Raw genomic sequence first — 22,834 nt, 5'->3', positions numbered from 1 at the left:
TCATGGCGCGCAACACGGAAGGCACGGCGGCCCTGCCAACAGAGGGCGAGACGACGATCCGTCCCGTGTTGCGTGCCGAGGGTCTTTCCAAGCAGTATGGACCCGTCACGGTTCTGTCGGACATCACGCTCGATATCATGCGCGGTGAGATTCACGCCATTATTGGTGAGAACGGTGCCGGCAAATCGACGTTCATGCGGCTGCTATCCGGTTATGCGGAGCCAAGTTCAGGTAGCCTGTGGATGGACGGCGACAGGGTCGACTTCTCAAAGCCCGACATGGCGCAGGCCGCTGGAATTGTCCTTGTCCATCAGGAGATTCTTTTGGCCGAGGCGCTGACGGTCGCCGAAAACCTATTTCTGGGACGGGAAATCACCCGCAAAGGCGTGATCGACGACCGTACAATGAACCGATTGGCGGTCGAGCGGCTGGCCGAGGTCAACTGCGTAGTTTCGCCGAACACGCTCGTTCGCAATATTTCGCTGGCGGATCGGCAGCTCGTCCAGATCGCACGGGCACTGCTTGACAATTATCGTGTCGTTATTTTCGACGAGCCGACGGCAGTCCTGACCAGTGAAGAAGTCGAGACCCTTATACGGATCATCGAGCGATTGAAGGCAGAGGGGACTGCTGTCCTTTACATCAGTCATCGTCTCGACGAAGTGCAGCGGCTGGCCGACCGGGTCACGGTGCTTCGCGACGGCAAGATGGTCGGCTCCTATCCCGGTGGAACGCTGAGCCAGATGGATATGGCCCATTGGATGGTCGGACGCGAACTCAACGCGCTCTATCCGCCAAAGACGGCTGCCCGGACAAATGAACCCATGTTTGAAGTGATGGGCGCAACCGTGCCGGGCTTTGCAAAGGACGTTTCCTTCACCGTTTATCGCGGCGAAATCCTTGGTTTTGCCGGGATGATCGGGGCAGGGCGAACCGAGCTTTTCGAGGGTCTCCTCGGTCTCCGTCCGGCCACCTCAACCGCGGTTCGGCTGCGCGGAAAGCCTATCCGTATAAAGTCGCCTCTTGAAGCGATCGAAGCCGGAATCGGTTACCTGACCGAGGACAGGAAAGGCAAGGGCCTGCTGCTTCATGAACCGTTAGGCCCAAACCTCACCCTGTCCGCCTTGTCGCGGTTCTACCCGCACCTTTACCTCAGAAAACGTCGTGAAAGCCAGGCGCTTGTCGAGGCGGTGGACCAATACGACATCCGGCTGAGAAGCCTTAACCTGAAAGCGGGCCAGTTGAGCGGCGGCAACCAGCAAAAGCTGCTTCTTGCAAAAATCATGCTCACGGACCCATCGCTGGTCATCATCGACGAACCCACTCGCGGCATCGACATCGCCAATAAGGCTCAGATCTACGCCTTTATCCAAAATCTGGTGGCCGAGGGCAAGACCTGCATCGTCATCTCGTCCGAGATGCAGGAACTGATCGGTATTTGCGACAGGATTGTCGTGATGCGGGAGGGGCATATCAACGGCGAACTCCAGGGCGATGAGATGACCGAACGCAACGTGGCGTTTCTAGCCACCAGCGAGACCAAGCCAGACCAGACTGTCCAGGGAGGGACGCACCCATGACTGATATCTCCGCCGCTACCACGCTGCGCCCGGCACGGGAATGGTCCATCAACTGGACGGATGCAGGTCCGTTTATCGCGCTCGGCGTCTTGCTGGTCGTGGGCTACGTCGTCAATCCGGACTTCTTGACGGTCACCAATCTCGCCAACGTCATTACGCGAAGCGCCTTTATCGCGATCATTGCGGTGGGGGCCACCTTCGTCATCTCGTCAGGCGGCCTTGACCTGTCGGTCGGCTCGATGGCCGCCTTTGTCACTGGCATCATGATCCTGTCGATGAACCGGCTTGTCCCCAGCCTTGGCATCTTGTCAATCTCGGCGGGAATGGGCATCGTACTGGTGGCTGGGATCCTTTGCGGCCTTATCAACGGTCTGATCGTGACGATCGGCAAAATCGAGCCGTTCATCGCCACCCTCGGCACCATGGGCATTTTCCGTGCACTGATCACCTACATGGCGAATGGCGGCACGATCCCGATTGATCGCAGTCTGCGCGACGCATACCGACCGGTTTATTTCGGAACATTGGCGGGTATTCCGATCCCGATCGTCGTATCCATCGTCGTGGCGCTGATCGCCTCGTTCATACTCTACAAGACGAAATATGGACGTCGTTGCGCGGCGGTCGGAGCCAACGAAGACGTCGCCCGATATTCCGGGATCTCCGTCAGCAAGATCCGGACTACTGCCTACGTCATTCAGGGTGCCTGCGTGGCGATCGCTGCCATCTGTTACGTGCCGCGGCTGGGCGCAGCCACTCCGACCACCGGCCTGCTTTGGGAGTTGCAGGTCATCACGGCAGTGGTGATCGGAGGAACGGCGCTCCGCGGCGGCAAGGGGCATATCTGGGGGACGGTCGCCGGAGCCGTCATCCTTGAGCTGATCGCCAATCTGATGGTGCTGTCAGATTTCGTGTCCGAGTATCTCGTCTCGGCAGTCCAGGGCGTCATCATCATCATCGCCATGCTCATTCAACGATTTTCGAAATAAGCCGCGATCAGGCCCGCGGTACTTGTGATGGCCTATTTGGAGGAGGAGAAACCATGCTTAAAAAGAAATGGATAGCTGTGGCTGCCCTGGGCTCGATGCTCATGGCGTCGCACGCCATCGCACAGGATAAAAAGATCATTGCCGTCTCGATACCGGCGGCCGACCACGGCTGGACATCAGGCGTCGTTTATCACGCGAACGCCGCGGCCAAGGAGATCAACGCAGCGTTTCCAAACGTGGAGGTCATCGTCAAGACGTCGCCATCGGCGAGCGACCAGGTCTCCGCCATCGAGGATCTTTCGGCCTCCAGAAAGATCGACGCCCTCGTCATCTTGCCCTACAGCTCGGAAGAGCTGACCGGACCGGTCAAGGCCATCAAAGACAAGGGCACGTTCATTACAGTTGTTGACCGCGGCCTCACCGACCCTACTATTCAGGGTCTTTATGTCGCCGGGGACAACATCGCCGTCGGCAAAAATACAGCCAAGTTCCTGGTCGACAAGTTGGGCGGCAAGGGCAATCTCGTGGTGCTTCGCGGCATTCCGACCGTCATCGACGACGAGCGCATCAAGGGTTTCCAGGACGGCATCGCCGGATCAGACCTCAAAGTCCTCGATATGCAGTACGCTCACTGGAACAGCGACGAAGCGTTCAAGCTGATGCAGGATTACCTTGCCAAATATCCGCACATCGATGCGGTTTGGGCCAATGACGACGACGGTTTGCTCGGCGTCTTGGAGGCCGTCAAGCAATCGGGCCGCACCGATATCAAATTTGCTCTGGGTGGCAACGGGATGAAGGAAATCGTCGCGAAGGTCATCGCCAAGGATCCGATGACTCCGATCGAAACGCCATATCCACCGTCGATGATCAAGACGGCCATTTACATGACTGTCGCCCAGTACGTTGGTCAGGCACCAGTGCGCGGCGTCGTCAAGCTTGACGCCCCGCTGATCACGCCCGAAAACGCCAACGAATACTATTTCCCCGACTCTCCTTTCTGACCACGCAAACACAGGGCGCGCAGACGCGTTAGCCCTGTGTCCCACGCCTTCACGACAAGAGGAAACGACAATGCCAGCCAAGAAAATATTGATGCTGACCGGCGAGTTCACCGAGGAATATGAGATATTCGTTTACCAGCAGGCTATGGAGGCCGTCGGCCACACTGTTCACGTCGTCTGCCCCGACAAGAACGCGGGCGATCTGATCAAGACGTCGCTGCACGACTTCGAAGGCGACCAGACCTACACGGAGAAAATGGGGCACTACTTCACCATCAACAAGACATTCTCCGAAGCGGTCGCCAATCCGGGACAATACGACGCCGTCTATTGTGCGGGTGGCCGTGGCCCGGAATACATCCGAACCGACAAGCGGATCCAGGCTCTCGTTCGCCATTTCCATGAAACTGAGAAGCCGATCTTCACGATTTGTCACGGCGTTCAGATCCTGATAGCCGTCGAAGGCGTGATACGGGGCAAGAAAGTTGCTGCACTCGGCGCTTGCGAGCCGGAAGTGATACTTGCCGGCGGCACCTACATCGATCTGTCGCCAACTGATGCCTATGTCGACGGCACAATGGTTTCGGCGAAGGGATGGACGGCGCTCGCGGCGTTCATTCGCGAATGCCTTAAAGTTTTGGGAACCGAAATTCACCACAACTAACCTATCGAAGTTCACGTCGCCAAGGAGTTCGTCTCGATGGCGACGCGTCGGCTCTCCCTGCACACTCCAAAGTCTATTTTCTCCATACCCGGCGCAATTCAGCAGCGGCGGTTGTAAAGAATGACACGAAGGCAAAGTGCCAAAAGACGATTGTAGCTGAGGCCGACTTCGACAAGCTTGGCGCCTACATCCGTTAGCGAGATTAACCAACCGGGAGTCTAGCTAGAGAGCCTTTTTGATCGCTCTACTACATCGGCTTCGACCTCGATCGGCTTGGCGGACATCTGTACCGACTCTCAAACGTCGGACGACTAGCTGCTATCGCTTCGAGCAATGGCCCACACTTGCTGATGACACTAAGGTGAGCGATGGGGACGGTGAAGCCAAAGGGGTATCAAGCGACCGCAAGGGCGATGAACCGTTGCCTGATCTTGAACCTCCTTCGGCAGCATGGTCCAATGAGCCGGGCCGAGCTGGCAATCGCGACCGGTCTAAGTCCGGCTGCTGTAAGCTTTGTCGTAAGCGACCTGATCGAGGAAAAAGTTGTTAAAGATGGGAGTGCCGTTTCTGGCAAGACCGGTCGGCGACCAGTTCCCGTGCAGATCGACTACGATCAAACAATAGCACTCGGCTTCAGACTAATGGCGGACGCCGTCGAATGCGTTGCCACGGATCTTGAGACGAACATTATCGCGGCGATGCGTGTCACTCTGCCCCGTCGTGTGCCCGAGACCGTCGTGGCTGTGTTGGTTGAGACCTTACCCAAGTTGATCAAATTGGCTGGGCGACCGCATTCGGGGCTGGCGGGGATTGGAATATCGATGCCGGCGGTTATCAGTCATGACCAGACCGTCTGTATCAGAAGCCACCGCTTTGGTTGGGATAACGTTCCGCTTGCACAATTGATAGCGAACCAGGTCAGAGTGCCCGTGTGGCTCGAAGACGACACGAATGCCTACGCGATCGCCCAGCAGTTGTTTGGACTAGGGCGCCACCATCAAAACATGGCAGTGCTCGCAGTCGGTGTCGGCATCGCCTGCGCCCATGTAATCGAGGGAAAGCTCTATCGCGGCGCCAACGGCGCAGCCGGCAGACTGGGACACACGATTGTCGAGCCGAACGGCCGGCCCTGCGAATGCGGGAAACAAGGCTGCCTCATGGCATATCATTCTGAAGCCTCGATGGTGAAACGCTGGACTGAGCAGATCGGCGTCAATCACGAAGCGGGATCGCAGCAATTTCGCGCTTCCCTTGCCTCCCGAGATCCGGTTGTAGTCGCAATCGTCGAAGAGGCCGGTCGCTGTATCGGCACGGCGCTAGCCGATCTGGTCAACATTACGGATCCGGGAGTCATCGTGGTCGGCGGCGAGGCGGTCTCTCTGGGTGAACCGCTACTGCAACCCCTCAGACACGCCCTTGCACTAAGGACGTTCCGGGCACCGCCTTATCTTCTTCCTGACTGGAAGGACAATTCCTGGGCTCGGGGGGCGGCCGCTCTCGTTATACAAAAAATATTCGATTATGAGAATAATGGCGGCGTGCTGAACGTAACGTGATCCCGTGGGACTGCCCTTTAATCGTCCCGTCGAGATGGAAGCTCAGGTTCTTATACGGCCGTAGCGATCACCACGGCATGACCTTGCAAGGTGACGATCAGGCCAAGTGCAACAACGGTTGGTTTTTTAGGCGTAGCTGTGAACCGACACCTCAAGACCAATCAGCGACTTTTGCTTCGAGAAATTCCCTTGGCCTTGGGCCGCCGTCAGTGCGCCGAGCTGCCCGATAACGGCCGGGCGATAGGCCGTGGTGCCGATGGAACAACTTCGAAAACGCCGCGGCGGTTTCGTAGCCCACGCGGCTTGCAATCCGTGCAATACCCTCATCGCTTGATTCTAGTAGAAACGCAGCCTCCGACATCCGGCGTGCGATCAGATAGCGCTGCATGGACTGACCGACGAGCTTGGTAAAGCGAGCCGAAAACACCGAGCGGCCGAGCCCTACACGGTGTGCGAGGTCGCGAAGGGTCCAAGGGCGATCCGGTCGTTCGTGGATCAACTCAAGCGCTCGGCCAATATACGGGTCCGCCATCGCCCCCAGCCATCCGCCTTCTCCTGGCCCGAGAGATTTGATCCAGCTTCGCAACACCTCGACGAAGAGCATCTCTGTCATTCGCGCGAGCGCGACGCGTTGGCCGGGACGTTGAAGCGCCGACTCTCTTACCATGCGCCGCAGAATCGCCTCGAGCCATTCACCGTCCAACGTCGGCTTCAGGAGAAGTACAGGTGGGAGTAACTCCATCACGCTACCGCGCGAGGGCCACGACAGAATGAAATTGCCACAGATCATGGTGGAGAGCGGCTGCGCGCTGCCTCCGTGATGCACGACGCCAAGATGGGTGGGTCGATCGAGATCCATAATCGGGAACGGCTTGGTCCGGCTATCCGAGTAAATCAAATGGGGCTCGCCGCGTGTAACGACGACGAGATCGCCCTCCGTCATGCACAGCTCCAGCCCATTTTCGAGCGCGAGGGTGGCTGTTCCACGACTGAGATAGTGGAACAGGGCGTAGGGGCGCGCCGGCAAGGCCAGGTTCCAGGGATGACCCAGCTCGAAGTGAAAGAGCAGGTTTCCGCTAAGGCGAACGCGATCGAGCACTTCGGCGATGATGTCCATGCACTTGATGTTAGTCCGCCGGACGGTCAGACACAATATCCGGACGATTGGGGCCTAACGTCCGAGAACCCTTCGTACTATTTCGTGTCAAGGTGAGCCAACAGGTCACGCAGCAAGCAATTTGGCAAGCTGCCGCAACACGAAGCGCGACTTTACCCAAGCGCCTGCCCTTTCCTTGGGTCGGAGTTGTCGGCATCCCAACAGGAGCAATCAATGCGAAATATACTACTCTCAGCCGCCACCATCCTCGTCGCCGGGGCAGCGTTTGCCGCACCCGCCCAATCGGCTCGTCTACCGAAGGGGGCGGCACACAACATCGTGCTCGTACATGGCGCATTCGTCGACCAGACAAGCTGGAAGCCCGTTGCCGGCATCCTCACGAAGAAGGGCTATAACGTAACGCTGGTCGAAAATCCGCTCACGTCCCTCGCCGCGGATGTCGATGCCACCAAGCAGGCACTGGCGAAGCTGGATGGCAAGACCGTCCTCGTTGGCCACTCCTGGGGCGGCGTAGTCATCACGCAAGCCGGTGACGATCCCAAGGTCTCCGCACTTGTCTACGTCTCAGCCTTCGCGCCTGACGTTGGAGAGTCACTGGCGACCCTAGCCAAGAGCGGCCCGGCGACCGAGGGCACCAAGGCCATTCATCCCGACGAGAAGGGCAACCTCTATATCGATCCCAAGGTGTTTCCTTCGGCGGTCGCGGCGGACCTTCCTCTGACGATCGCCCAATCCCTGGCAAACCAGCAGCTTCCACTAAACCACACAGCCTACGAGGCTCCCGTAGATAGGGCGGCTTGGCACGACAAACCGACGTTCTATGTGATCAGCACGAAGGACAAGGTAATCGCGCCCGAGACCCAGAAAATGTTCGCAGCCAGGATTAAGGCCAAGACCACAGAGGTGGCTGGCAGCCATGCCTCCCTCGTCGTCCACGCGAATTTAGTCGCTGCTGTCATTGAAAAGGCCGCGCTCACGGACTGACAATACTGCTCCCGGTGCCTCCGTGCCGGGAGTACCTCTCCGGAGAGTTGGAAAATGCAACCTGTGTTTCCTCGGGATCGCTTTGCTATCTATCGTGTCTGAATGTCGTGGATCGACATGCCCTGAGCGCTGGAGCGCCTATGGCCGACGACTGGCACCAGACCGAGGTTAATTAATGCGGGTTCCTGGCCGATGGTCTTTCGAGCGGGACGTGCGGCGTCTTCGTGGCGTCCTGGGCGAATGCATTTGTAGCGCTCATTACGCCGAGGGTGCTTTCCTATGTTTCATCGTTTCTACGGCAGCTTCGTTCCGGGTATGCACGCAGGCGACGTCATGGGTCACGAGACGATGGGCGAGGTCGTAAAAGTCGGCCATGGCAATTCCAAGCTCAGCGTCAGCGATCGCGTTGTCGTGCCATACACTATCGCCTGCGGCGAATGCTCGAATCCTTCAGGTGCCAAACAGGCGTAGCAGATAGGTTAACTCACGGCAGGATTATTCAGCGATTCCGACATGTGCGGGGCGGGGACGGCACCGTCCTGCGAAGGCATTGGCGATAGCTCGTCGTCGGCTTGAAGCTTGTCGGAATTCAGATAGTTCTTGCGCTCATCCATAGCTTCACTCCCGGTTCGAGAACTGCGGGGCGGGGATGCGGCCCCTGGGGCCGGCGCGACCGGTCTTGGAATCGGCCTGCGTGACGGCGTCACCAGCCTCGCGGCTGTTTCCCATGTTCACAGGCGGAGCCCGCTGCTCGTCGGCGTTGGTGTCCGGGAGCTCGTCGTCCTGCGTGTCCTCGTTCAGAGATTTCGGCGGGAGCTTGGCGGATTCTGGGATTGCGTTGTTCGACATGAGTAAGTCCTCCTTCGAGCGAGAACTCTGAGCGGGCCAAGGAGTTCCGCAGCCGCGACGGCTACGAGCACTAGCGCTACTGGCACCGAATGCGTTTCGTTTTTGAACGACTGCGGAAAACTCGCTGCCACGTTTAATATGATCGTTTCACTGCGGAGGAGACCATGCCAGAGCCGCCTCCAGCAAACTGTCGGCGTCTTCGTCGCCAGTTAGGTGGGGTTCGGCCGCGCGGTCAAACGGCTGGGCATTGATCGTAGCAATCTCATCCGCGAGACGGTTTAGTTCAATGGCGATGACGTCGAAGCTGTCTTTTTGCATGTGGTCCTCCTCTTCGCGGGAAAGGTACCGTGCTGCATCTCCAAGACAAGGTTCGGGCGTGCTGGTGTCGACAATCTTTAGGACTAGCCCGTCCTCGCAGCTAGTGGTCTGTCAGCGTTATCGTAGTCGTGATACCTGCCGAACGTCTGTACACGAGCTGCCCGAAGGAGCGCAAAGAGCCCTCCTTTTTTTGACATTGCCTTGGACGCCTGAGGCGAGCGCCGGACGGACGCCACCGCCCGTATGGCCGGCCTATTCGGGTGTTCGTGCACATCCGCCGAGTGAGCGGCTGGTGTCGAGAGCCACGGCCAACGACTAGGCTTCCAAAGTGGAACAAACCGGAGAAGCTGGGGGTTTGTGTGGTCAGTCAACAGGAGGATTTGACAATGGACCATACAAACCATGTGCGCTTGGCCACTGCTGAGCTGACACCAGAAATTCTGGAAGGCGCTACAATATATGGCGTCGACGACGAGAAGGTCGGCAAGCTCGACCATCTTCATGGCACAGGGCCCGGCGGGAAAGCAGTCATAGATGTCGGTGGCTTCCTCGGGATCGGAGCAAAGCCGGTGGCCGTGAACCTCAGCGATCTCGACTGGATGCGTGACGAAGACGGCGAAGTGCATGCTGTCACGACATGGTCGAAGGATAGCCTCAACGACATGCCGGAGCATCGCGATTAGCACAGGATTTGAACAGCTAACGACGAAGCCCGGCATCACTGTCGGGGTTTTTTTCCGCGGCCACTTCGGATTGGCCGTAAGCCGCCCCGTCCACCACAGGATTTCGTCTCCAAATTCGCCAGGCCGGGCCAACGTCGGTTTATTAGAGGCGTAGAAGCGTCTTGATCGCCCGGCGTTCGTCCATCGCCCGGTAACCTTCGGCTACGTCGGTGAGTGGGACTTCGAGGTCGAACACCTTGCCGGGACTAATCTCGCGGTTCAGCACGAGATCCATCAGATAGGGCAGGTAGCGCCGGACAGGTGCGGCGCCGCCAAGCAAGCTCTTCTGTTGGCGAAACAGGTACTGGCCATCGAAGGTTACGCCGTGCGGAACGCCGACGAAGCCAATCTTGCCACCCGGTCGGGCACAGTTCATCGCTTGGCTCATGGATTCCTGCGTGCCCACGCATTCTAGGACGGACTCGGCGCCGACACCGTTGGTCAGTTGCTTGACGCGCGCCACGCCGTCATCGCCGCGTTCGGAGATGATATCCGTTGCCCCGAATTCCAGCGCCAGGTCCTGCCGTGTCTTGTGCCGGCTCATCGCGATGATGCGGGCCGCGCCCATCCGCTTTGCCGCCAGCACGCCCATCAGGCCGACAGCGCCATCGCCAACGACGACGGCCGTCGATCCTTCCTGCACTCCGGCGGCGTCTGCCGCGAACCAGCCGGTCCCCAACACGTCGGAGACCGCGAGCAGGCTCGGGATGAGGTCGTCAGAGGGCAGCTCGGCGGTCGCGACCAGGCTGCCGTCCGCGAGCGGTACACGGGCGAATGGAGCCTGGGCGCCCGACATGATTTCGCGCTGCACGCAAGACGAGTGGAAGCCGAACTTGCAGTGTGGGCACGTGTTGTCGGAGAGGCAGAACGAGCCGACGACAAACTGCCCCGGTTTCACGGACGTTACGGCACTGCCGACCTCCACCACAACGCCACAATATTCGTGGCCCATGGCCTTCGGTTCGTTGATTTCGTTCGCGCCGCGGTATGGCCATAGGTCCGACCCACAGACGCACGATGCAGAGAGCCTGATGATCGCGTCGGTCGGTTTCTCGATCCTCGGTTCGGCTATTTCCTCGCACCGAACGTCGCGGGGAGCATGCATGATTGTTGCAAGCATGAATTATTCCTCTTGTAAACAACAAGGTGGCCGAAGGACAATTGCCTCAAGTGAACCGACGCTGTAGCTAAAGCCGCTGCGGGAACCCTCCCACGATCGGTTCGGTCTCCCGATCTCCCGGAACATTGGCACCGGCTCGACGAATTCGAGGGCGATGGATACCAGCGTGTGATCGCTCAGATCACGGTCGATGGCGAGGTCGTCGAGGCATCGTCTACGCAGCGGCGAAGAGATAGCTTCGGCGTTCTGGGTCGCGACGACGGCGAGCGAAGCTTTAGGAAGCAGACTGCAACCGCCATCTGCGGTTGGAAGATTGCAGTTTCGGTGCGCCAAAATCGGGACCCTTCCAAACTGCGAGATATCCAGAACATTGGAAGGGCAGACGCGGCTGGACAGCTACCCTCCATGCCGATCGCTTTACTCATTCCTCCCAGGAGCCCGTGCGGGCTATGTACATTATTGATGCCATCATGGGAAGCTTAGGTCCAAACCGAGCATCCTGCCAAGGATGAAGGTGACGAGCCCCACGCCTAGTAGCGCTAGAACGAAGACTGCGGCCATCTTGCCGCCCGTGCGTAGCACCGCTCGCCTCTCCCCCTTCTCCCCTTGATCGTAATGCCACTTGATTGCGAAGAACATGGCCGTGCCTAACGCGAGAACCTTAAACGTAACAAAGAATATAGGGACCCAATCCATCATAAAGACCCTCCTGTGCCTCAGCTACGCGCCTTATGACCTCCTCTTAGGCAAACGAATACTACTTGTTATGCAACGCTGATATGTCACAGCAGGTGACGGCTTCCTGGCCTGTCTCATGGGGTTCGGGAATGACCGATTAGGACCAATCCCGGACCTCGTCGTCAGATACTTCGATGTCCGCTTTCGTGTTGGGCGCCCAAGGAGCGGACAGTCTGCCGTCGGCCCCATTTTGGTCATCGACAACCACCATTTGAGACGACCGTTTGTGGCCCATCGCGCTCATTCAGCTCCCGTCGCCCTGCTTCCGAATTCAACCGAAAGCTGTGGAGCTGACCAGCAGGCGAAGGCCCACTTAAGTCCACAAGCGGAAATAATTGCCGCTAAACTCCTCCCGTTGACTGAGGCCCAAAGCCAGGGCACAAAGGTGGCATCCACGGTCGCTCACGATGGGAAAGTAACGGGAAATTCAAGGCAAGTCCGATAAGCCATTGAAATAACGTGAGAATCCGGGTTCACCAGCCAATCATTTCAATGACTTAGCGGTCAATCCCATAAAATCCATGTTGCAGAGCATTGCAACATAGTACCACGCAATACCAATGGGTTACGCTCATTTTCAAAATGATTCCCAAATTTTATGAGTCAGTACCTGCGACATGGACTGCAACATGAAAAAGCTTCAGCCACGAAGATTATTACCATCGCCTAAATATTGATCCGAGGTTGACCAGCGAATAAATTACACCAATCATGATCGCGGTTCACCGTCTGGTGCAACCAAAGACCAGGCGCATTGATTCTTTGGGGGAAGGATGCGTCTGGTTCCTTACTTGAAATCCAGATTAGCCTCGGTCGCTGCATAGAGAAGAGCCTGACGCACCTCTTCCGGCGACTTCTCCTCGTTAAAGGCTTCGAGAATAGCGATCTGCGCCCGCCGATGGGCGGCGCCCTCATCCGCCGGCCATTGATTCATCGGCAACTTCCGGCGCCCATAACCGTGCTGACAGTCTTGCCGGCGACCAGGATGCGGACAGGCTTGAAGGTTCTGCGAACTCTTTCCATGGATCACTCCATTATCAAAGCGAATTCGGCCAATCGGCAAACCACGATGCCGCACCAAACGACGCCCATGCCGGCCAACAGATATCCGACGCAAATTGCTATGGTAGTTTTCATCGTCTGACCCTTTTTTTCGGATAAAACTTCGTGTCAGTGCTCTTGCGGTTCGGTTCGGTCGGTATCAACAGCGTCATGTACTGTGGGAGCTTGTCGGCGACAAAGAGACCTACTTCCTCAGTCGCGAGAATGAAAGCATGGCGAGCCTCGTCGGCCGGCAGCTTCAGAACGCTCGATCAGATATTAAGCGCATACCCGGAAAGCGTCCCCATCTTTGACGGGGTTCAAGAGGATGTTCTGGGCTTCTCTCGTCGACCAGACGACCCGGTATTCCCCGAGCTTGCCGAGTTCCATGTAGACGCCGTCGGACCATATTTTATCGGACACAAGGGCCATGATGCCCTCCACCAAAAACGCAAAAACTGCGACTCAATGGAAATGATAGTCATTCGTTCCGTGGGGCTGGGTTTAATTGATCGTGCGTGGAACTAACCGCCCGGCCCGCTGTTAGGCGCTCGGGATCAGGAAGCGTTGATCTCGCACCAACGGCTTCTTGATCCCCACTTTACCCCGCTTGTCCCGTCACAACAGGCGGGGCTTTTTTGAGGTGGTGAGGACGCCCACCAGCGCACGGGCAGGCTGAAACGTTCTTGGCAAACGCTCGATGCCCCCAGTCCTGTAATGAAACGTGAAACGGGGTTCCGGTCAGCAATAGGAACATTTGCACTCGGCACTTGTTTGGCCGAGGCTCGCCTCCAACAAAGTGAGCACCGCAGAAGGCCAGGCGCCATCCCATCCCTCAGGTCAGGCGTCTGGCTTTGGGCGCTGCTAAACGAAAGCTGAGTCATGGAGGTCGTCGGCCGGCACTTTGTGCGGCATCTCGACGAAGCTTTAGATTCCGAGTGGATTGCTTGGTTCATCATAGTTCAATCGGTCGACCTGCGATCTCGTCACGATAGGCGACGAAACTCCAAATGCGGCATTTTGCTGGTTCGTGGCGCATGCCGCGGACAGGGGATAGAGATTTAGAGAGTAGCACCCACCTAAGTAGCAAGGAGCTCCGCAGCGGCGCCGCAGAGCAGTAGGGCGGCCGAAGCCGCTAAGAACATGTTAACTCTGAACCAGACCAACGCGAAATTTCGTTGCCTCAAGTTGCAGATTCGACTAAAGATTAAACGGTTAACCCTTTGAGACCAAGCGTTGGATTCCCCCAAAGGTTCAGCGCTTGTTTTTTTCTCCCCTTGGTTTACCAAAACACAAAAAAGACCCGCCGTCCTCGGGATAGCGGGCCAAGGTATTGCGTCGGGCGCGGGCACGTCCGACCGGCGCACATGCGCAGAAGTTTGTGACGTTTTGAATACGTCATTTACCCTACTGCCGAACCGGCCCACCGAAGCCCCTCGTTGATCACGTTAAACTGTGATCGGCCATAATTTGTGTTCAGTCGAATTATCGACGTCTGCTGTTTGCCCCGCTAGATACGCATGAGGAGACAAGGCCAATGATTGATTCAAAGGAAACGCACCCTGAAGTCGATCCGACTTCGACGACCCCGGAAATAGCGGAGCAGGAATTCTTCGATCCTTGGGAAGAAGAGTTCCGGAAGACCTTGCGGAACGGTGAAAAGATATTCGAATTTTGATAGGGCGGCCAAGCCGCCCACCGTCATCAACTCGTAATGTTATTCACAATGTTGTTTCCCGAAGAGGGTGCGTTCTCGAAAATAGGGACTGAGCAAGCTAGAGCGTAATTTCCCTGAATATTATTCTTGGTAGCCCCACTCGAAAGAGAAATTCCTTGCGAGTCAGCCGCCGACCCGACAGCTTGACCGTTGACGCCTTGGACAAAGTTACCTACGCACCCAAGCCGGTTGATCCAGAGCCATTAAAGGCGCCGATCTCAATCCCGTATTGAAACGCGGCAGAAACAGCGTTCCCCATGATCGAGCCGCATTTTGCGGAATTAATCGAAAGACCAATCTTCCTGTATGAGGCATATTCCCGCTTATAACTACTCCGGCCGTATTATGGACTTCGATTAACACGCCGTTCGGGTGTAAATCGCTCGGATTGACCGCCTGGGTTGCGCTGGTTTGCTGAGGCAACGTCGTCGAGCTCGAGCCCCTAGCCGGCACCTCCGTTTCCGCTCCAGCCATCAATTCCCCATCGCTGGTCGCTCACGTAGTCAATCGCCAGGGCGTCGATGTCGATGGTGCCGCCGTATATCCGAACGCCCGTTGCGTTGACGTTCAGCGCATTCGTTCCTCCGGTCCGGTGCAATACAGCCAGCGGCGAAAGTTCCCAAGTTTGGTTGGCGCAGTCAACACTGAGGCCGCTGACGTCGTAGACGCGCCGCTAGGGAAATAGACCGAACCGCCGGCGCCTGCATCCGTACAGGCTGCAACAATGCGGCCTGCGTTGTAAGTGAAACGATTACAAAAGAGGCGCGCCCTTATCGTGCTTACGCTACCGCTGGCAATTTTCGCCGTTGCAATCGGCTGCCACCTTTTCGTGTAGGCGGCGATAGCTCGCAGTTGGCGATCGACAAGTGCCTTTGGTGGCATATCTGGCGGGGGGCCGTACGATTATTACCGCGTGCCCGAGAACGTCTACACGATCGGCCGGAACTTACTTCAACGACTACATCCGAGGCCGGTATCGCTCGAATCGTTAACCGCGGGCCGTAGCAACCGGGCGCGCGACTTGCGAGCATCCGGAATCACCGTCCCGTAACCGGTGTTATGAGGTCAGATTTCCATCCGGTGGCAGACGGTGAGATGCCTTGGAACGGATTCGCCCCCATGGCAGACGGAAAGTCCGAAGCAGGGGCATGACAGATCGATAGTGGTTGCCCTATCGGGCAGTTGCCGGCAGCAATTAGATCGTCTGCCGAGTTCGAATCTGTCACCAATCCGATTTTCAATGCCTGGGCTTGCGAAATCATTCGGAATGTATCTGGCGTTGCACTCATCAGCATATCGAAGATCGAACTATCTACGCCCATTTCTTTAAAATAGCTGAGCAATGTCGCCTTCGTGGCGTCCGTCATCTTTGTGTCTTTGTGCTCGCTGAGAACTTTGCGACCGACCTCCCACCGATCTGCAGCGCGCCTTTTTCCATTGATCGTCTTGTATGCTGTTTGATACTCAATTCTCACATGGGTTTGTATATACGTTAGCTGGTGGACACCCACGTCCGCGTAAGGACTAAGCATGCGTCTTGACCCGCCCGCAAGGATCAAAGGACAGGCCGAATAGCAATAGCCGCCCGCCGCGTTGACCGCCCCCAGCGTGCCCCAGCGGCGGCCTTCGGCGCAAAAAGGTCTACCTGTAGAACAATCTTTAAGCCTGCTTTGACCTATGGCGACCGAAAGACCGCGCTCACTAATCATGCGACCCATTCGGATGGCGGCCTCAACGTCTCCACCCTGAGAATTTAGAATGATCGGGAGCCTTCGATCGCCCATACTCTCCAATATTTTTCGTAAATCGTCTGGCGAATCTCTGTTGATTATTCCCTCAGCCGAGATCCAATCGGGACACGTGTTATCGGACCCGCAGCCGCCCTCAAGGATGTCACCGTGCATTATAAGGATCTGCATCGGTTCGTCTTGGGCCTGCGCACTCGAAGAGAGGGCGCACAAGACTAAACTGAAGATTACGATAGCCCGACGCAACAGTGAGAAAGCAGACGAAAAACGTATACAAATCATAAAATGAACGACCCCCTGCAAGATTGCTGCCCGCAATAGTTGACGATTGCTAGGAGCTTGGCAAGACGATATTCGAGGTCCATGCGGTCAGCTACGAACCCGCCCCCGAGCAGCACCTCACGACCGGCTGAGGGGGATGTTTGGTCATTAATTTTCCTTATCTTTTGTGAAGCGGGTGGCCCGCTTGGAACTCCATCCTCGTTCGCGCGTTAACGGGAGTTGCGAACGGGGTGGGCAAGATGTTTGAGATTTTGTGGCTTGCTGCCGCCGTTGTCGTCATCCTGACGCTGATGAACTACGCGGGTATCCGGTAGCGCAATTGCGTTTCGGAACAAAAGTCCCGGTGTCCGTGTTCTCCTTTCACAAAGGAGTACTTGGAATGAGCAATAATCTTGGAGTTCGCCAACTGCCTCAAGGGTCTCGCCTTCCGTATGCCGCTTGAGGACAACGCCACCGCGGGCCGCATTATCTCCGCCGTGAACAACAATGAACGTGCCTGTGTTTCCGTCGGTGGCGACTTCACCGAGTATGAGAAGCGCAAGACGGACAATGGGACCGAGTACCTTTATTGTTCGAAGATGCGCCTCGAGGAGATTTCCCTTATGCCAGAAGGCGCGGTTTCAAACACCTACTGCCGTGTTGTCGACCTCGATGATGAGGAACCTATGCTGTGGCTCGCAGCTCGCAAGCCGTCCTTCGAGACCGACCAAGGTGTGGCCAATGTGACTGCACGGGCAAAGCGATTGGTTGACAACCTCGCAAACCTCAAGCCGTGACTCCCCGGCCGAAAATCGCTGGAAAATCGCGGTTTCAGGACCGGCTGTCCCCAAACGTACGCTTTTTCCGATTGAAATGTTGAGGGTCGGCGCTGAAACGAGCCCAGCGCCAAGATAGAGTTTAGTTGGCAGGAGCCGGCGTGACTGGTGAGGCCGTCGGGGGAGCCAATGCCGGCGCTGGCGTTTTTGGACTCGCTGGCGCCAGCGGCGTAGTGTCGTTTGTAGTAGACGAAGTAGTCGTCCGATCTGTGCCGGGGTGTCCACCCATTTGCGACCACGCGAAACCGCCCACTACCAAAACGGCGATGATCGCTGCGAAAACTTGCCAGTTGGTCGTCGGTCGGCGGTACGGCGGCGGGGTGGCGCGGAGATTCGGTTCGTTCGGGCCGTTCTCGGTTGATCCCAATTCTTGCTTTCCGTCGTGATCAAACAAGAGGCGTAGCGTCCGGCGATGTTTCCATGGGCGGGTTGTAATCCCACGCGTAGTCGAACTTCTCTTTCTCCATGTTGACGATGCGCGCGCCAAGTTCGTTCCGGCGTGCCGTAAGATCGTCCAAGGTGGCCAACCGGCCTTGGCCTTCGGTATTTCGATTTTCTTCATCTCGGATTCCTGATGGCCGTCGCGAGGTGGCGAGGGCAGACATTGCAAAAGTGGCGTTGGTGACGGCTGCGGCAGGCGTTTCTGCGCCGTATCGAATGCATGCGCGGCGGCCAGCCAGCGTCAAGCACTCGAGGACGATGCTATCGTCCCGGACGTGCAGCCAGCCGTCGTGTGGGCCAGACTGTCAAAGAGGCTCGCCGTCTTCGAGGAACGCGCCGACTCTTGAGAGAGCGCGAAAGGCGATATCGCGACACGGGAGATTCGCGGCCTGAGCGCAAGCTTCCCCGCAAAGACGAAGCGCTTTGCCTGCATCATTGCCGGTGTTCGCCATCAGGACCGCTAACGCCATTTGCGGGTGATCGAGTTGCCCGGAGTCCAAAAGCTTCTTGGCCAAAGCACGGTTGCTTTTGTCGCTCATGCCGCCCCCAGTCGCTTTTTTCGCTGCTGGTGATCTAGCCGAAGGGCGGCCTTGCCCGATCGGCGACCTCGCAAAATGCGAAAGGATGTCCGCGAGGCACACTCTATCACCTGCTGAAGGCCAAAAAAAGTCGTTTATGGGCGTCCGCTCTGCGCCCCCATTTCAGCTGTCACGGCACCCTCAGCATATCCCAAGAAGGCGTTTGTCGCCGCGGCATCAAACAATTGTCGTGACCGACTCCCTGAAGGCATTGCCTCAAAACCTGCGGCTGACCGCCGACGTGATCGTCTCAGTCGAGAAGCCGACCGCAAGGCACCTCATGGCTGCCCGGAAACTCGCAGGGAGGTCGGCAATCGATTTCGCGAGCCTTGCGGCCGCCTATGATGAGGTTCACGCGGCTCCTCGCTTGAGTGTGCTGCCTGGCTTCGGGCCTGCGCGCCAGTGGGCTGCCGAGCTTGCCGCCGATCTCGCTTTATGGAAGGCCGGGCAGCTTGCCTGGTCGGAAATCGACAAGGCGGCGACATGTCGAGTTTTTCGACCTAGGGAGTGGACCGCGGGGCGGTAGGATTCGCTGGCCATCGATGCCGCCCTCACGCCAGGCGGGCGCACATCGCAAAGCAGCAGGAGGCCCCTCGCATATGATGCCTCGTCAATGCTGCCATTGAAATTCCATCGCCTATCGCAAAAAATTCAGGCCAAGGCCCGATCTCGGAAACGGCCGATCAATAGCAGGGCGGGTAGGGATAATAGCCGCATCGCGGACCGTCGCCGTAGTAATTGTAGTCGGGATAGTAAGGGCGGGCGACCGCCGCCCCGATGGCCGCGCCAGCCACGACACCCGCGGCAACCGGAGCGCCGCGATACCAGGCTCCGTGGTAGACTGGCGCATGCCAGTAAGTGCCGCTAACGTGAGCGAAGCTCGCGTCACCGACATGCGCATAGCTCCCATGAAAACCGCCTGCGCCAAAATCCCCGCCATGGAAATCTCCACCATGGAAATCTCCGCCGGAAAAACCGCCACCACCAAACCCGCCACCATGGAAGCCACCGCCGCCGAAACTACCACCGAAGTGATCGATGAACAGGGCTGCGGGCCCTGATGCTCCGCTTAGGCTTCCCTCAAGGACAGCGACGTCGAACGTCAACGTCGAGCCATCGAGTTTGGGGGTCTTCAGCGTGACGACGGCGTCACTGACGTCCGATCCGTCGCCACCGAGAATGGACACGGTCGCATTGGGCGGATCGAGGGCGAAATTGTCCTTGCCGTCGTCCCATTGCATGATGAACTGCTCGGTCATCACATGTCCCGCAGCCCGCACCGGCCGGTCGGCGAAGACAATTGAATTGGGAGAGACGCCGGTCAGGACGAGCTTCCCGTTTTCGATTTTGGCACCAGCCGAATTGATGACTGCCAGCGACGGCACCGGTCCCGTCGGCGTGACCTGGCCGACCGCCTTTTCGAGCGGTACGTGCGGCTTCTTCGGGGCGTCCTGCGCAAAGGCAACGGTGGTTGCCAGCGCGAAGCCTCCGGCTAACATCAGGCAAGCAAAACGGTCGCTGTTCATTGTGGTCGTCCTCCTAGTTGGCACAGGCAAGAGGCCAGTTTCAATCCTTGAAGATCTGCTTCCAATCCGCCTTCATGTCGACGACCGTCCAGCCGGCGTTCGCTGCCGCATCGAGCGCCTTGTTCAGTTGTCCGAACTCGGTCTTACGGTCGTAGGCGTATTCTCGATCGGCATCGGTGTGATGGACGAGCATGCCGAAGCGGGCTGGTCCACCACCCATCGTCGTCCATTGCAGCATTTGCAGGTCGCCATCGGAATTGCCAAACGCGGCGATCGGGCGCCGACCGATGAACTCGTTGATCGCCACCGGCTTGCCGGTCTTGTCATCGATGAAATTGACCTGCGGCAGGCGGAACAGGGTCGGTGTGTCGTCTTTCATCTTGAACTGAGTCTTGATCGAGGAGCCAATGACCTGTTCCGGCGGGACGCCATAGACCTTCTCTGTCCATGGCCGCATGAATTCAACGCCGCCCCCCGAGACGATGTAGGTCTTGAACCCATTGGCGCGAAGATAAGCCAACAGTTCGACCATCGGCTGATACACAAGTTCGGTGTAGGGACGCTTGAATTTTGGATCGCGCGCGCTGGAAAGCCAGTCGGAGACCACCTTCTGGAATTGGTCGGTGGTCATTCCCGCGTGCGTGACGATGATCAGTTCGAGAAGACCTTTCTCGCCCGACGCTGCGAGCGTCTTCATGTCGCCGTCAAGAACGGCCTTGAAGGGCTGGGTGCTCTTCCATTCAGGGTGCGCCGGAGCCAATGCCTTGACGCGATCAAGAGCGAAAGCGAGCTGCGTGTACATCGGGTGCTCGACCCAGAGCGTTCCGTCGTTGTCGAACACGGCGATGCGCTCCGATTCGGCGACGAATTCGGGCGAGCCCTGTTTCGTCACCTTCTCCACAAAAGCGACGATCGCAGCCTTTGGAGCGGTGTCGTTCCAAGACGGGAGAGGATCGCTCTGCGCCTGCGCCGAAGCAGAGCCAAGAAGCGCGATCGCTATGACCAACGCCACGCCGCGGAGCAGTTTTGGAACTTTCAAATTCGAATTCATAATGCGCTCCTGACTTTACGATATTGCCGCAGAAAGCCCGAAGTGATGCGCGAGGATGATCGGACGGAAACTCCTCGCCACGAGGACGACGCCGCCAGGGGTCGTCGGGGTTGTGATCGGAGCAATCCGGCTACGGTGCCGGGGCATCGAGCCGCTCTGTCGTTACAAGCAGTATATTCGGGAGAACGACGCGATGCGAGGCAGGTGTGAGTTTTGCTTTCCCCTCCGGGCAGTCGTATGGGACCGCCCGGAGCGAGAACGGACTCTATCAGTTGCCGGTACCTTTTGCAGCCGCCTCGGCCTGCTTCATGCGAGTCTGCATCTCGGCCTTGACGGCGTCGAGATTGAAGCTTGCACCTCGCTGCATTGGAGGAAAATCGAGGAAGGTCTGGAGTTCCTTTCCGACCAACTGCTGAACGAAGACGAAGCGCCAGAATTGGTACTTGAACCAGTCGAAGTACTGCTGTCCGCCCTCTTTAGTGCCGCTATTAGGCCAGCCGGTCCGCTCGAACGGGTCGAGCCTGAGGTTGGTGATGTATGGCACATCGGGATGGGTCTTTTCGCCAAGCCACCCCTGGGGCTGATCGATGAAGCGAAACTTATAGTCGTCGATGCGAACCGCGCCGACCGTGCTTTCACCGAGATAGAAGATCTCATGACGTGCAGACGGACCCTTACCCGTGATAGCAGCCGTCTGGTCGTAGCCATCAAGATGGTTCTTGTAGGTCCGGTCACCGATGGTCTTGCCTTGCAGCAATTCGTTGGTGATGTTCGGGTTGCCAGCAGCCGCAACAAAGGTCGGCAACCAGTCCAAACCGGAGAATATGCCGTTCTGCACCGCGTCTGCAGGCACGTGTCCGGGCCAGCGTAGAATTGCAGGTACGCGGAAGCCACCCTCCAACACGGTGCCCTTGGATTGCGCGAAGGGGGTCTGTCCTCCGTCCGGCCAGGTGAACACTTCCGTTCCATTATCGGTCGTGAACAGCACGATGGTGTTGTCGTCTTCGCCTAGGTCTTTGATCTTTTTCATCACGAGCCCAACGTCGTCGTCGAGTTGAGCCATGCCGGCTTCCTCTTCCGACCAGCCGTTTTCAGAGTTTCGCATTGCTTCGTATTTGGGAGACAGGTGGGTGACGATATGCATGCGAGTCGGATTCAGCCAGACGAAGAAGGGTTTGTTGTCCTGCTTGGCTTTTGCCATGAAGCTCGTCGCGAAGTCGCGGATCTCGTCGTCGACCGTTTCCATGCGCTTGGGGTAAAGGGTTCCGGCGTCCTCTATCTTCTGCTTGCCGACTTTGCCCCATCGCGGCATCTCGGTCGGATCGTCTGTGTCCGTCGCCCAACTGTGAACCATGTTGCGGGGTCCGACCACGTTCAGCAAATCCTGCGGATAGTTGGGGTGAGCCGGATCTTCCATCGCGTCGAGATGATAGAGGTAGCCGAAAAATTCGTCGAAGCCGTGAACAGTCGGCAGAAACTCATTCTTGTCGCCGAGATGATTTTTTCCGAACTGGCCGGTGGTGTAGCCCATTGATTTCAACACGGTTGCCGTCGTCACCGCCTCAGCCGGAAGTCCGGTCGGCGCGCCGGCTTGTCCGACGGTCGTCATGCCCGTTCGGATCGGCAGTTCCCCCGTAATGAAATTAGCGCGTCCCGCCGTACAACTCGCCTCGGCATAATAGTCCGTGAAGAGCATGCCTTCTTTGGCGATCTTGTCCAGATTTGGGGTGCGGCCGGCCATTAGGCCGCGACTATAGGCACCGATGTTCCACATCCCGATATCGTCGCCCATGATGACGAGGATATTGGGCTTCTTCTGCGTTTCCTGCGCGCTCAAGGGCGTCGCTGGCAACCAAAGCGCTGCCGCGATGGCAATCGCTCCGGAGCAATACATAAGGGCCTTGCTATGCATATCAGATCCCTCCGTTGAATGCGGTGCAGGCAAAAAAGACCATGCTAGAGCGACGGCATTCCTGTCCTCAGCCCGGATGCAC

24 protein-coding genes and 1 pseudogene are annotated in these 22,834 nt (G+C 57.7%); 11 read left to right on the top strand and 14 right to left on the bottom strand.

Translation table 11 applies throughout. The features are described from left to right. Positions 1 to 2: 2 nt before the first annotated feature. From CPY51_RS10360 to CPY51_RS10340, 5 genes are all read left to right on the top strand, one after another. Positions 3 to 1,580: a sugar ABC transporter ATP-binding protein gene (locus tag CPY51_RS10360; protein ID WP_195909497.1), complete on the top strand. Its 1,578-nt coding sequence runs from the start codon at positions 3 to 5 to the stop codon at positions 1,578 to 1,580. After that, positions 1,577 to 2,569 (top strand): ABC transporter permease, encoded by a 993-nt coding sequence (locus CPY51_RS10355; protein ID WP_111160158.1) that lies wholly within the window; start codon positions 1,577 to 1,579, stop codon positions 2,567 to 2,569. The genes CPY51_RS10360 and CPY51_RS10355 overlap by 4 nt, the downstream gene beginning before the upstream one ends. A 53-nt stretch (positions 2,570 to 2,622) precedes the next feature. Continuing rightward, positions 2,623 to 3,573: a substrate-binding domain-containing protein gene (locus CPY51_RS10350; protein WP_111160157.1), complete on the top strand. Its 951-nt coding sequence runs from the start codon at positions 2,623 to 2,625 to the stop codon at positions 3,571 to 3,573. A 70-nt stretch (positions 3,574 to 3,643) separates the two neighbouring features. Further along, positions 3,644 to 4,237, top strand: a complete 594-nt coding sequence (locus tag CPY51_RS10345) for a DJ-1/PfpI family protein (RefSeq protein WP_111160156.1) — start codon at positions 3,644 to 3,646, stop codon at positions 4,235 to 4,237. 377 nt (positions 4,238 to 4,614) lie between these two features. Then, positions 4,615 to 5,793, top strand: coding sequence for an ROK family transcriptional regulator (locus CPY51_RS10340; protein ID WP_111160181.1), 1,179 nt, complete (start codon positions 4,615 to 4,617; stop codon positions 5,791 to 5,793). A gap of 151 nt (positions 5,794 to 5,944) precedes the next feature. Here CPY51_RS10340 and CPY51_RS10335 read toward each other — a convergent pair whose 3' ends face one another. After that, positions 5,945 to 6,910 carry an AraC family transcriptional regulator gene (locus CPY51_RS10335; RefSeq protein ID WP_111160155.1) on the bottom strand — a complete coding sequence of 322 codons (966 nt, stop codon included), beginning with the start codon at positions 6,908 to 6,910 and terminating at the stop codon, positions 5,945 to 5,947. Between the two features lie 213 nt (positions 6,911 to 7,123). Between CPY51_RS10335 and CPY51_RS10330 the strand changes: the two genes are divergently transcribed. Continuing rightward, positions 7,124 to 7,894: an alpha/beta fold hydrolase gene (locus tag CPY51_RS10330; RefSeq protein WP_111160154.1), complete on the top strand. Its 771-nt coding sequence runs from the start codon at positions 7,124 to 7,126 to the stop codon at positions 7,892 to 7,894. 306 nt (positions 7,895 to 8,200) lie between these two features. Further along, positions 8,201 to 8,335: pseudogene (locus CPY51_RS10325) on the top strand (alcohol dehydrogenase catalytic domain-containing protein); the annotation flags it as partial. Positions 8,336 to 8,373: 38 nt separating this feature from the next. Here CPY51_RS10325 and CPY51_RS33800 read toward each other — a convergent pair. The 3 genes from CPY51_RS33800 to CPY51_RS32520 form a co-directional block, all read right to left on the bottom strand. Next, complete coding sequence (locus CPY51_RS33800) at positions 8,374 to 8,508, bottom strand: hypothetical protein (RefSeq protein ID WP_275540470.1); 135 nt, start codon at positions 8,506 to 8,508, stop codon at positions 8,374 to 8,376. Between the two features lie 4 nt (positions 8,509 to 8,512). Beyond that, positions 8,513 to 8,743 (bottom strand): hypothetical protein, encoded by a 231-nt coding sequence (locus CPY51_RS10320; protein ID WP_111160152.1) that lies wholly within the window; start codon positions 8,741 to 8,743, stop codon positions 8,513 to 8,515. Positions 8,744 to 8,890: 147 nt separating this feature from the next. Next, positions 8,891 to 9,061 (bottom strand): hypothetical protein, encoded by a 171-nt coding sequence (locus CPY51_RS32520; RefSeq protein WP_154677730.1) that lies wholly within the window; start codon positions 9,059 to 9,061, stop codon positions 8,891 to 8,893. Positions 9,062 to 9,447: 386 nt separating this feature from the next. On the opposite strand from CPY51_RS32520, the gene CPY51_RS10315 reads away from it, so the two are divergent. Beyond that, complete coding sequence (locus tag CPY51_RS10315) at positions 9,448 to 9,744, top strand: PRC-barrel domain-containing protein (protein WP_111160151.1); 297 nt, start codon at positions 9,448 to 9,450, stop codon at positions 9,742 to 9,744. 142 nt (positions 9,745 to 9,886) lie between these two features. Here CPY51_RS10315 and CPY51_RS10310 read toward each other — a convergent pair whose 3' ends face one another. The 4 genes from CPY51_RS10310 to CPY51_RS32275 form a co-directional block, all read right to left on the bottom strand. Further along, positions 9,887 to 10,903 carry a zinc-dependent alcohol dehydrogenase family protein gene (locus tag CPY51_RS10310; protein WP_111160150.1) on the bottom strand — a complete coding sequence of 339 codons (1,017 nt, stop codon included), beginning with the start codon at positions 10,901 to 10,903 and terminating at the stop codon, positions 9,887 to 9,889. Between the two features lie 468 nt (positions 10,904 to 11,371). Next, a complete protein-coding gene (locus CPY51_RS10305) occupies positions 11,372 to 11,599 on the bottom strand; it encodes a hypothetical protein (protein WP_206607248.1) in 228 nt (75 codons plus the stop codon). 829 nt (positions 11,600 to 12,428) lie between these two features. Continuing rightward, on the bottom strand, positions 12,429 to 12,575 hold the full coding sequence (locus tag CPY51_RS10300) for a DUF982 domain-containing protein (protein ID WP_111160148.1): 147 nt from the start codon (positions 12,573 to 12,575) through the stop codon (positions 12,429 to 12,431). 386 nt (positions 12,576 to 12,961) lie between these two features. Next, positions 12,962 to 13,114: a DUF982 domain-containing protein gene (locus CPY51_RS32275; protein WP_146260113.1), complete on the bottom strand. Its 153-nt coding sequence runs from the start codon at positions 13,112 to 13,114 to the stop codon at positions 12,962 to 12,964. 1,105 nt (positions 13,115 to 14,219) lie between these two features. On the opposite strand from CPY51_RS32275, the gene CPY51_RS32515 reads away from it, so the two are divergent. Continuing rightward, positions 14,220 to 14,360 (top strand): hypothetical protein, encoded by a 141-nt coding sequence (locus CPY51_RS32515; RefSeq protein ID WP_154677729.1) that lies wholly within the window; start codon positions 14,220 to 14,222, stop codon positions 14,358 to 14,360. 1,076 nt (positions 14,361 to 15,436) lie between these two features. Here the strand turns inward: CPY51_RS32515 and CPY51_RS10290 are convergent. After that, positions 15,437 to 16,108: a hypothetical protein gene (locus CPY51_RS10290; RefSeq protein ID WP_195909496.1), complete on the bottom strand. Its 672-nt coding sequence runs from the start codon at positions 16,106 to 16,108 to the stop codon at positions 15,437 to 15,439. A 713-nt stretch (positions 16,109 to 16,821) separates the two neighbouring features. Between CPY51_RS10290 and CPY51_RS10285 the strand changes: the two genes are divergently transcribed. After that, positions 16,822 to 17,205: a hypothetical protein gene (locus tag CPY51_RS10285; RefSeq protein ID WP_111160145.1), complete on the top strand. Its 384-nt coding sequence runs from the start codon at positions 16,822 to 16,824 to the stop codon at positions 17,203 to 17,205. A 425-nt stretch (positions 17,206 to 17,630) separates the two neighbouring features. On the opposite strand, the gene CPY51_RS10280 is transcribed toward CPY51_RS10285, so the two are convergent. Continuing rightward, positions 17,631 to 17,930, bottom strand: coding sequence for a hypothetical protein (locus CPY51_RS10280; protein ID WP_111160144.1), 300 nt, complete (start codon positions 17,928 to 17,930; stop codon positions 17,631 to 17,633). Positions 17,931 to 17,990: 60 nt separating this feature from the next. Next, positions 17,991 to 18,224 (bottom strand): hypothetical protein, encoded by a 234-nt coding sequence (locus tag CPY51_RS10275; RefSeq protein WP_111160143.1) that lies wholly within the window; start codon positions 18,222 to 18,224, stop codon positions 17,991 to 17,993. A 229-nt stretch (positions 18,225 to 18,453) separates the two neighbouring features. Here CPY51_RS10275 and CPY51_RS10270 point away from each other — a divergent pair, with 229 nt between their 5' ends. Further along, on the top strand, positions 18,454 to 18,789 hold the full coding sequence (locus tag CPY51_RS10270; protein ID WP_146260111.1) for a hypothetical protein: 336 nt from the start codon (positions 18,454 to 18,456) through the stop codon (positions 18,787 to 18,789). A gap of 157 nt (positions 18,790 to 18,946) precedes the next feature. Here CPY51_RS10270 and CPY51_RS10265 read toward each other — a convergent pair whose 3' ends face one another. The 3 genes from CPY51_RS10265 to CPY51_RS10255 all read right to left on the bottom strand — a co-directional run bounded on the left by CPY51_RS10265 (position 18,947) and on the right by CPY51_RS10255 (position 22,752). Next, the gene (locus CPY51_RS10265) at positions 18,947 to 19,789 is read right to left on the bottom strand and encodes a hypothetical protein (RefSeq protein WP_111160141.1); all 843 of its coding nucleotides are present in this window, start codon (positions 19,787 to 19,789) and stop codon (positions 18,947 to 18,949) included. A 40-nt stretch (positions 19,790 to 19,829) separates the two neighbouring features. Beyond that, a complete protein-coding gene (locus CPY51_RS10260; RefSeq protein ID WP_111160140.1) occupies positions 19,830 to 20,840 on the bottom strand; it encodes an HAD family hydrolase in 1,011 nt (336 codons plus the stop codon). 268 nt (positions 20,841 to 21,108) lie between these two features. After that, positions 21,109 to 22,752: an arylsulfatase gene (locus CPY51_RS10255; RefSeq protein WP_111160139.1), complete on the bottom strand. Its 1,644-nt coding sequence runs from the start codon at positions 22,750 to 22,752 to the stop codon at positions 21,109 to 21,111. Positions 22,753 to 22,834 lie beyond the last annotated feature (82 nt).

The sequence above is a fragment of the Arminella tubonensis genome (assembly GCF_003240585.1).
Taxonomy (GTDB): domain Bacteria; phylum Pseudomonadota; class Alphaproteobacteria; order Rhizobiales; family Rhizobiaceae; genus Rhizobium; species Rhizobium tubonense.
The sequence above is the reverse complement of the archived record's forward strand: the minus strand, read 5'-3'. Positions and strand labels throughout refer to the sequence as shown.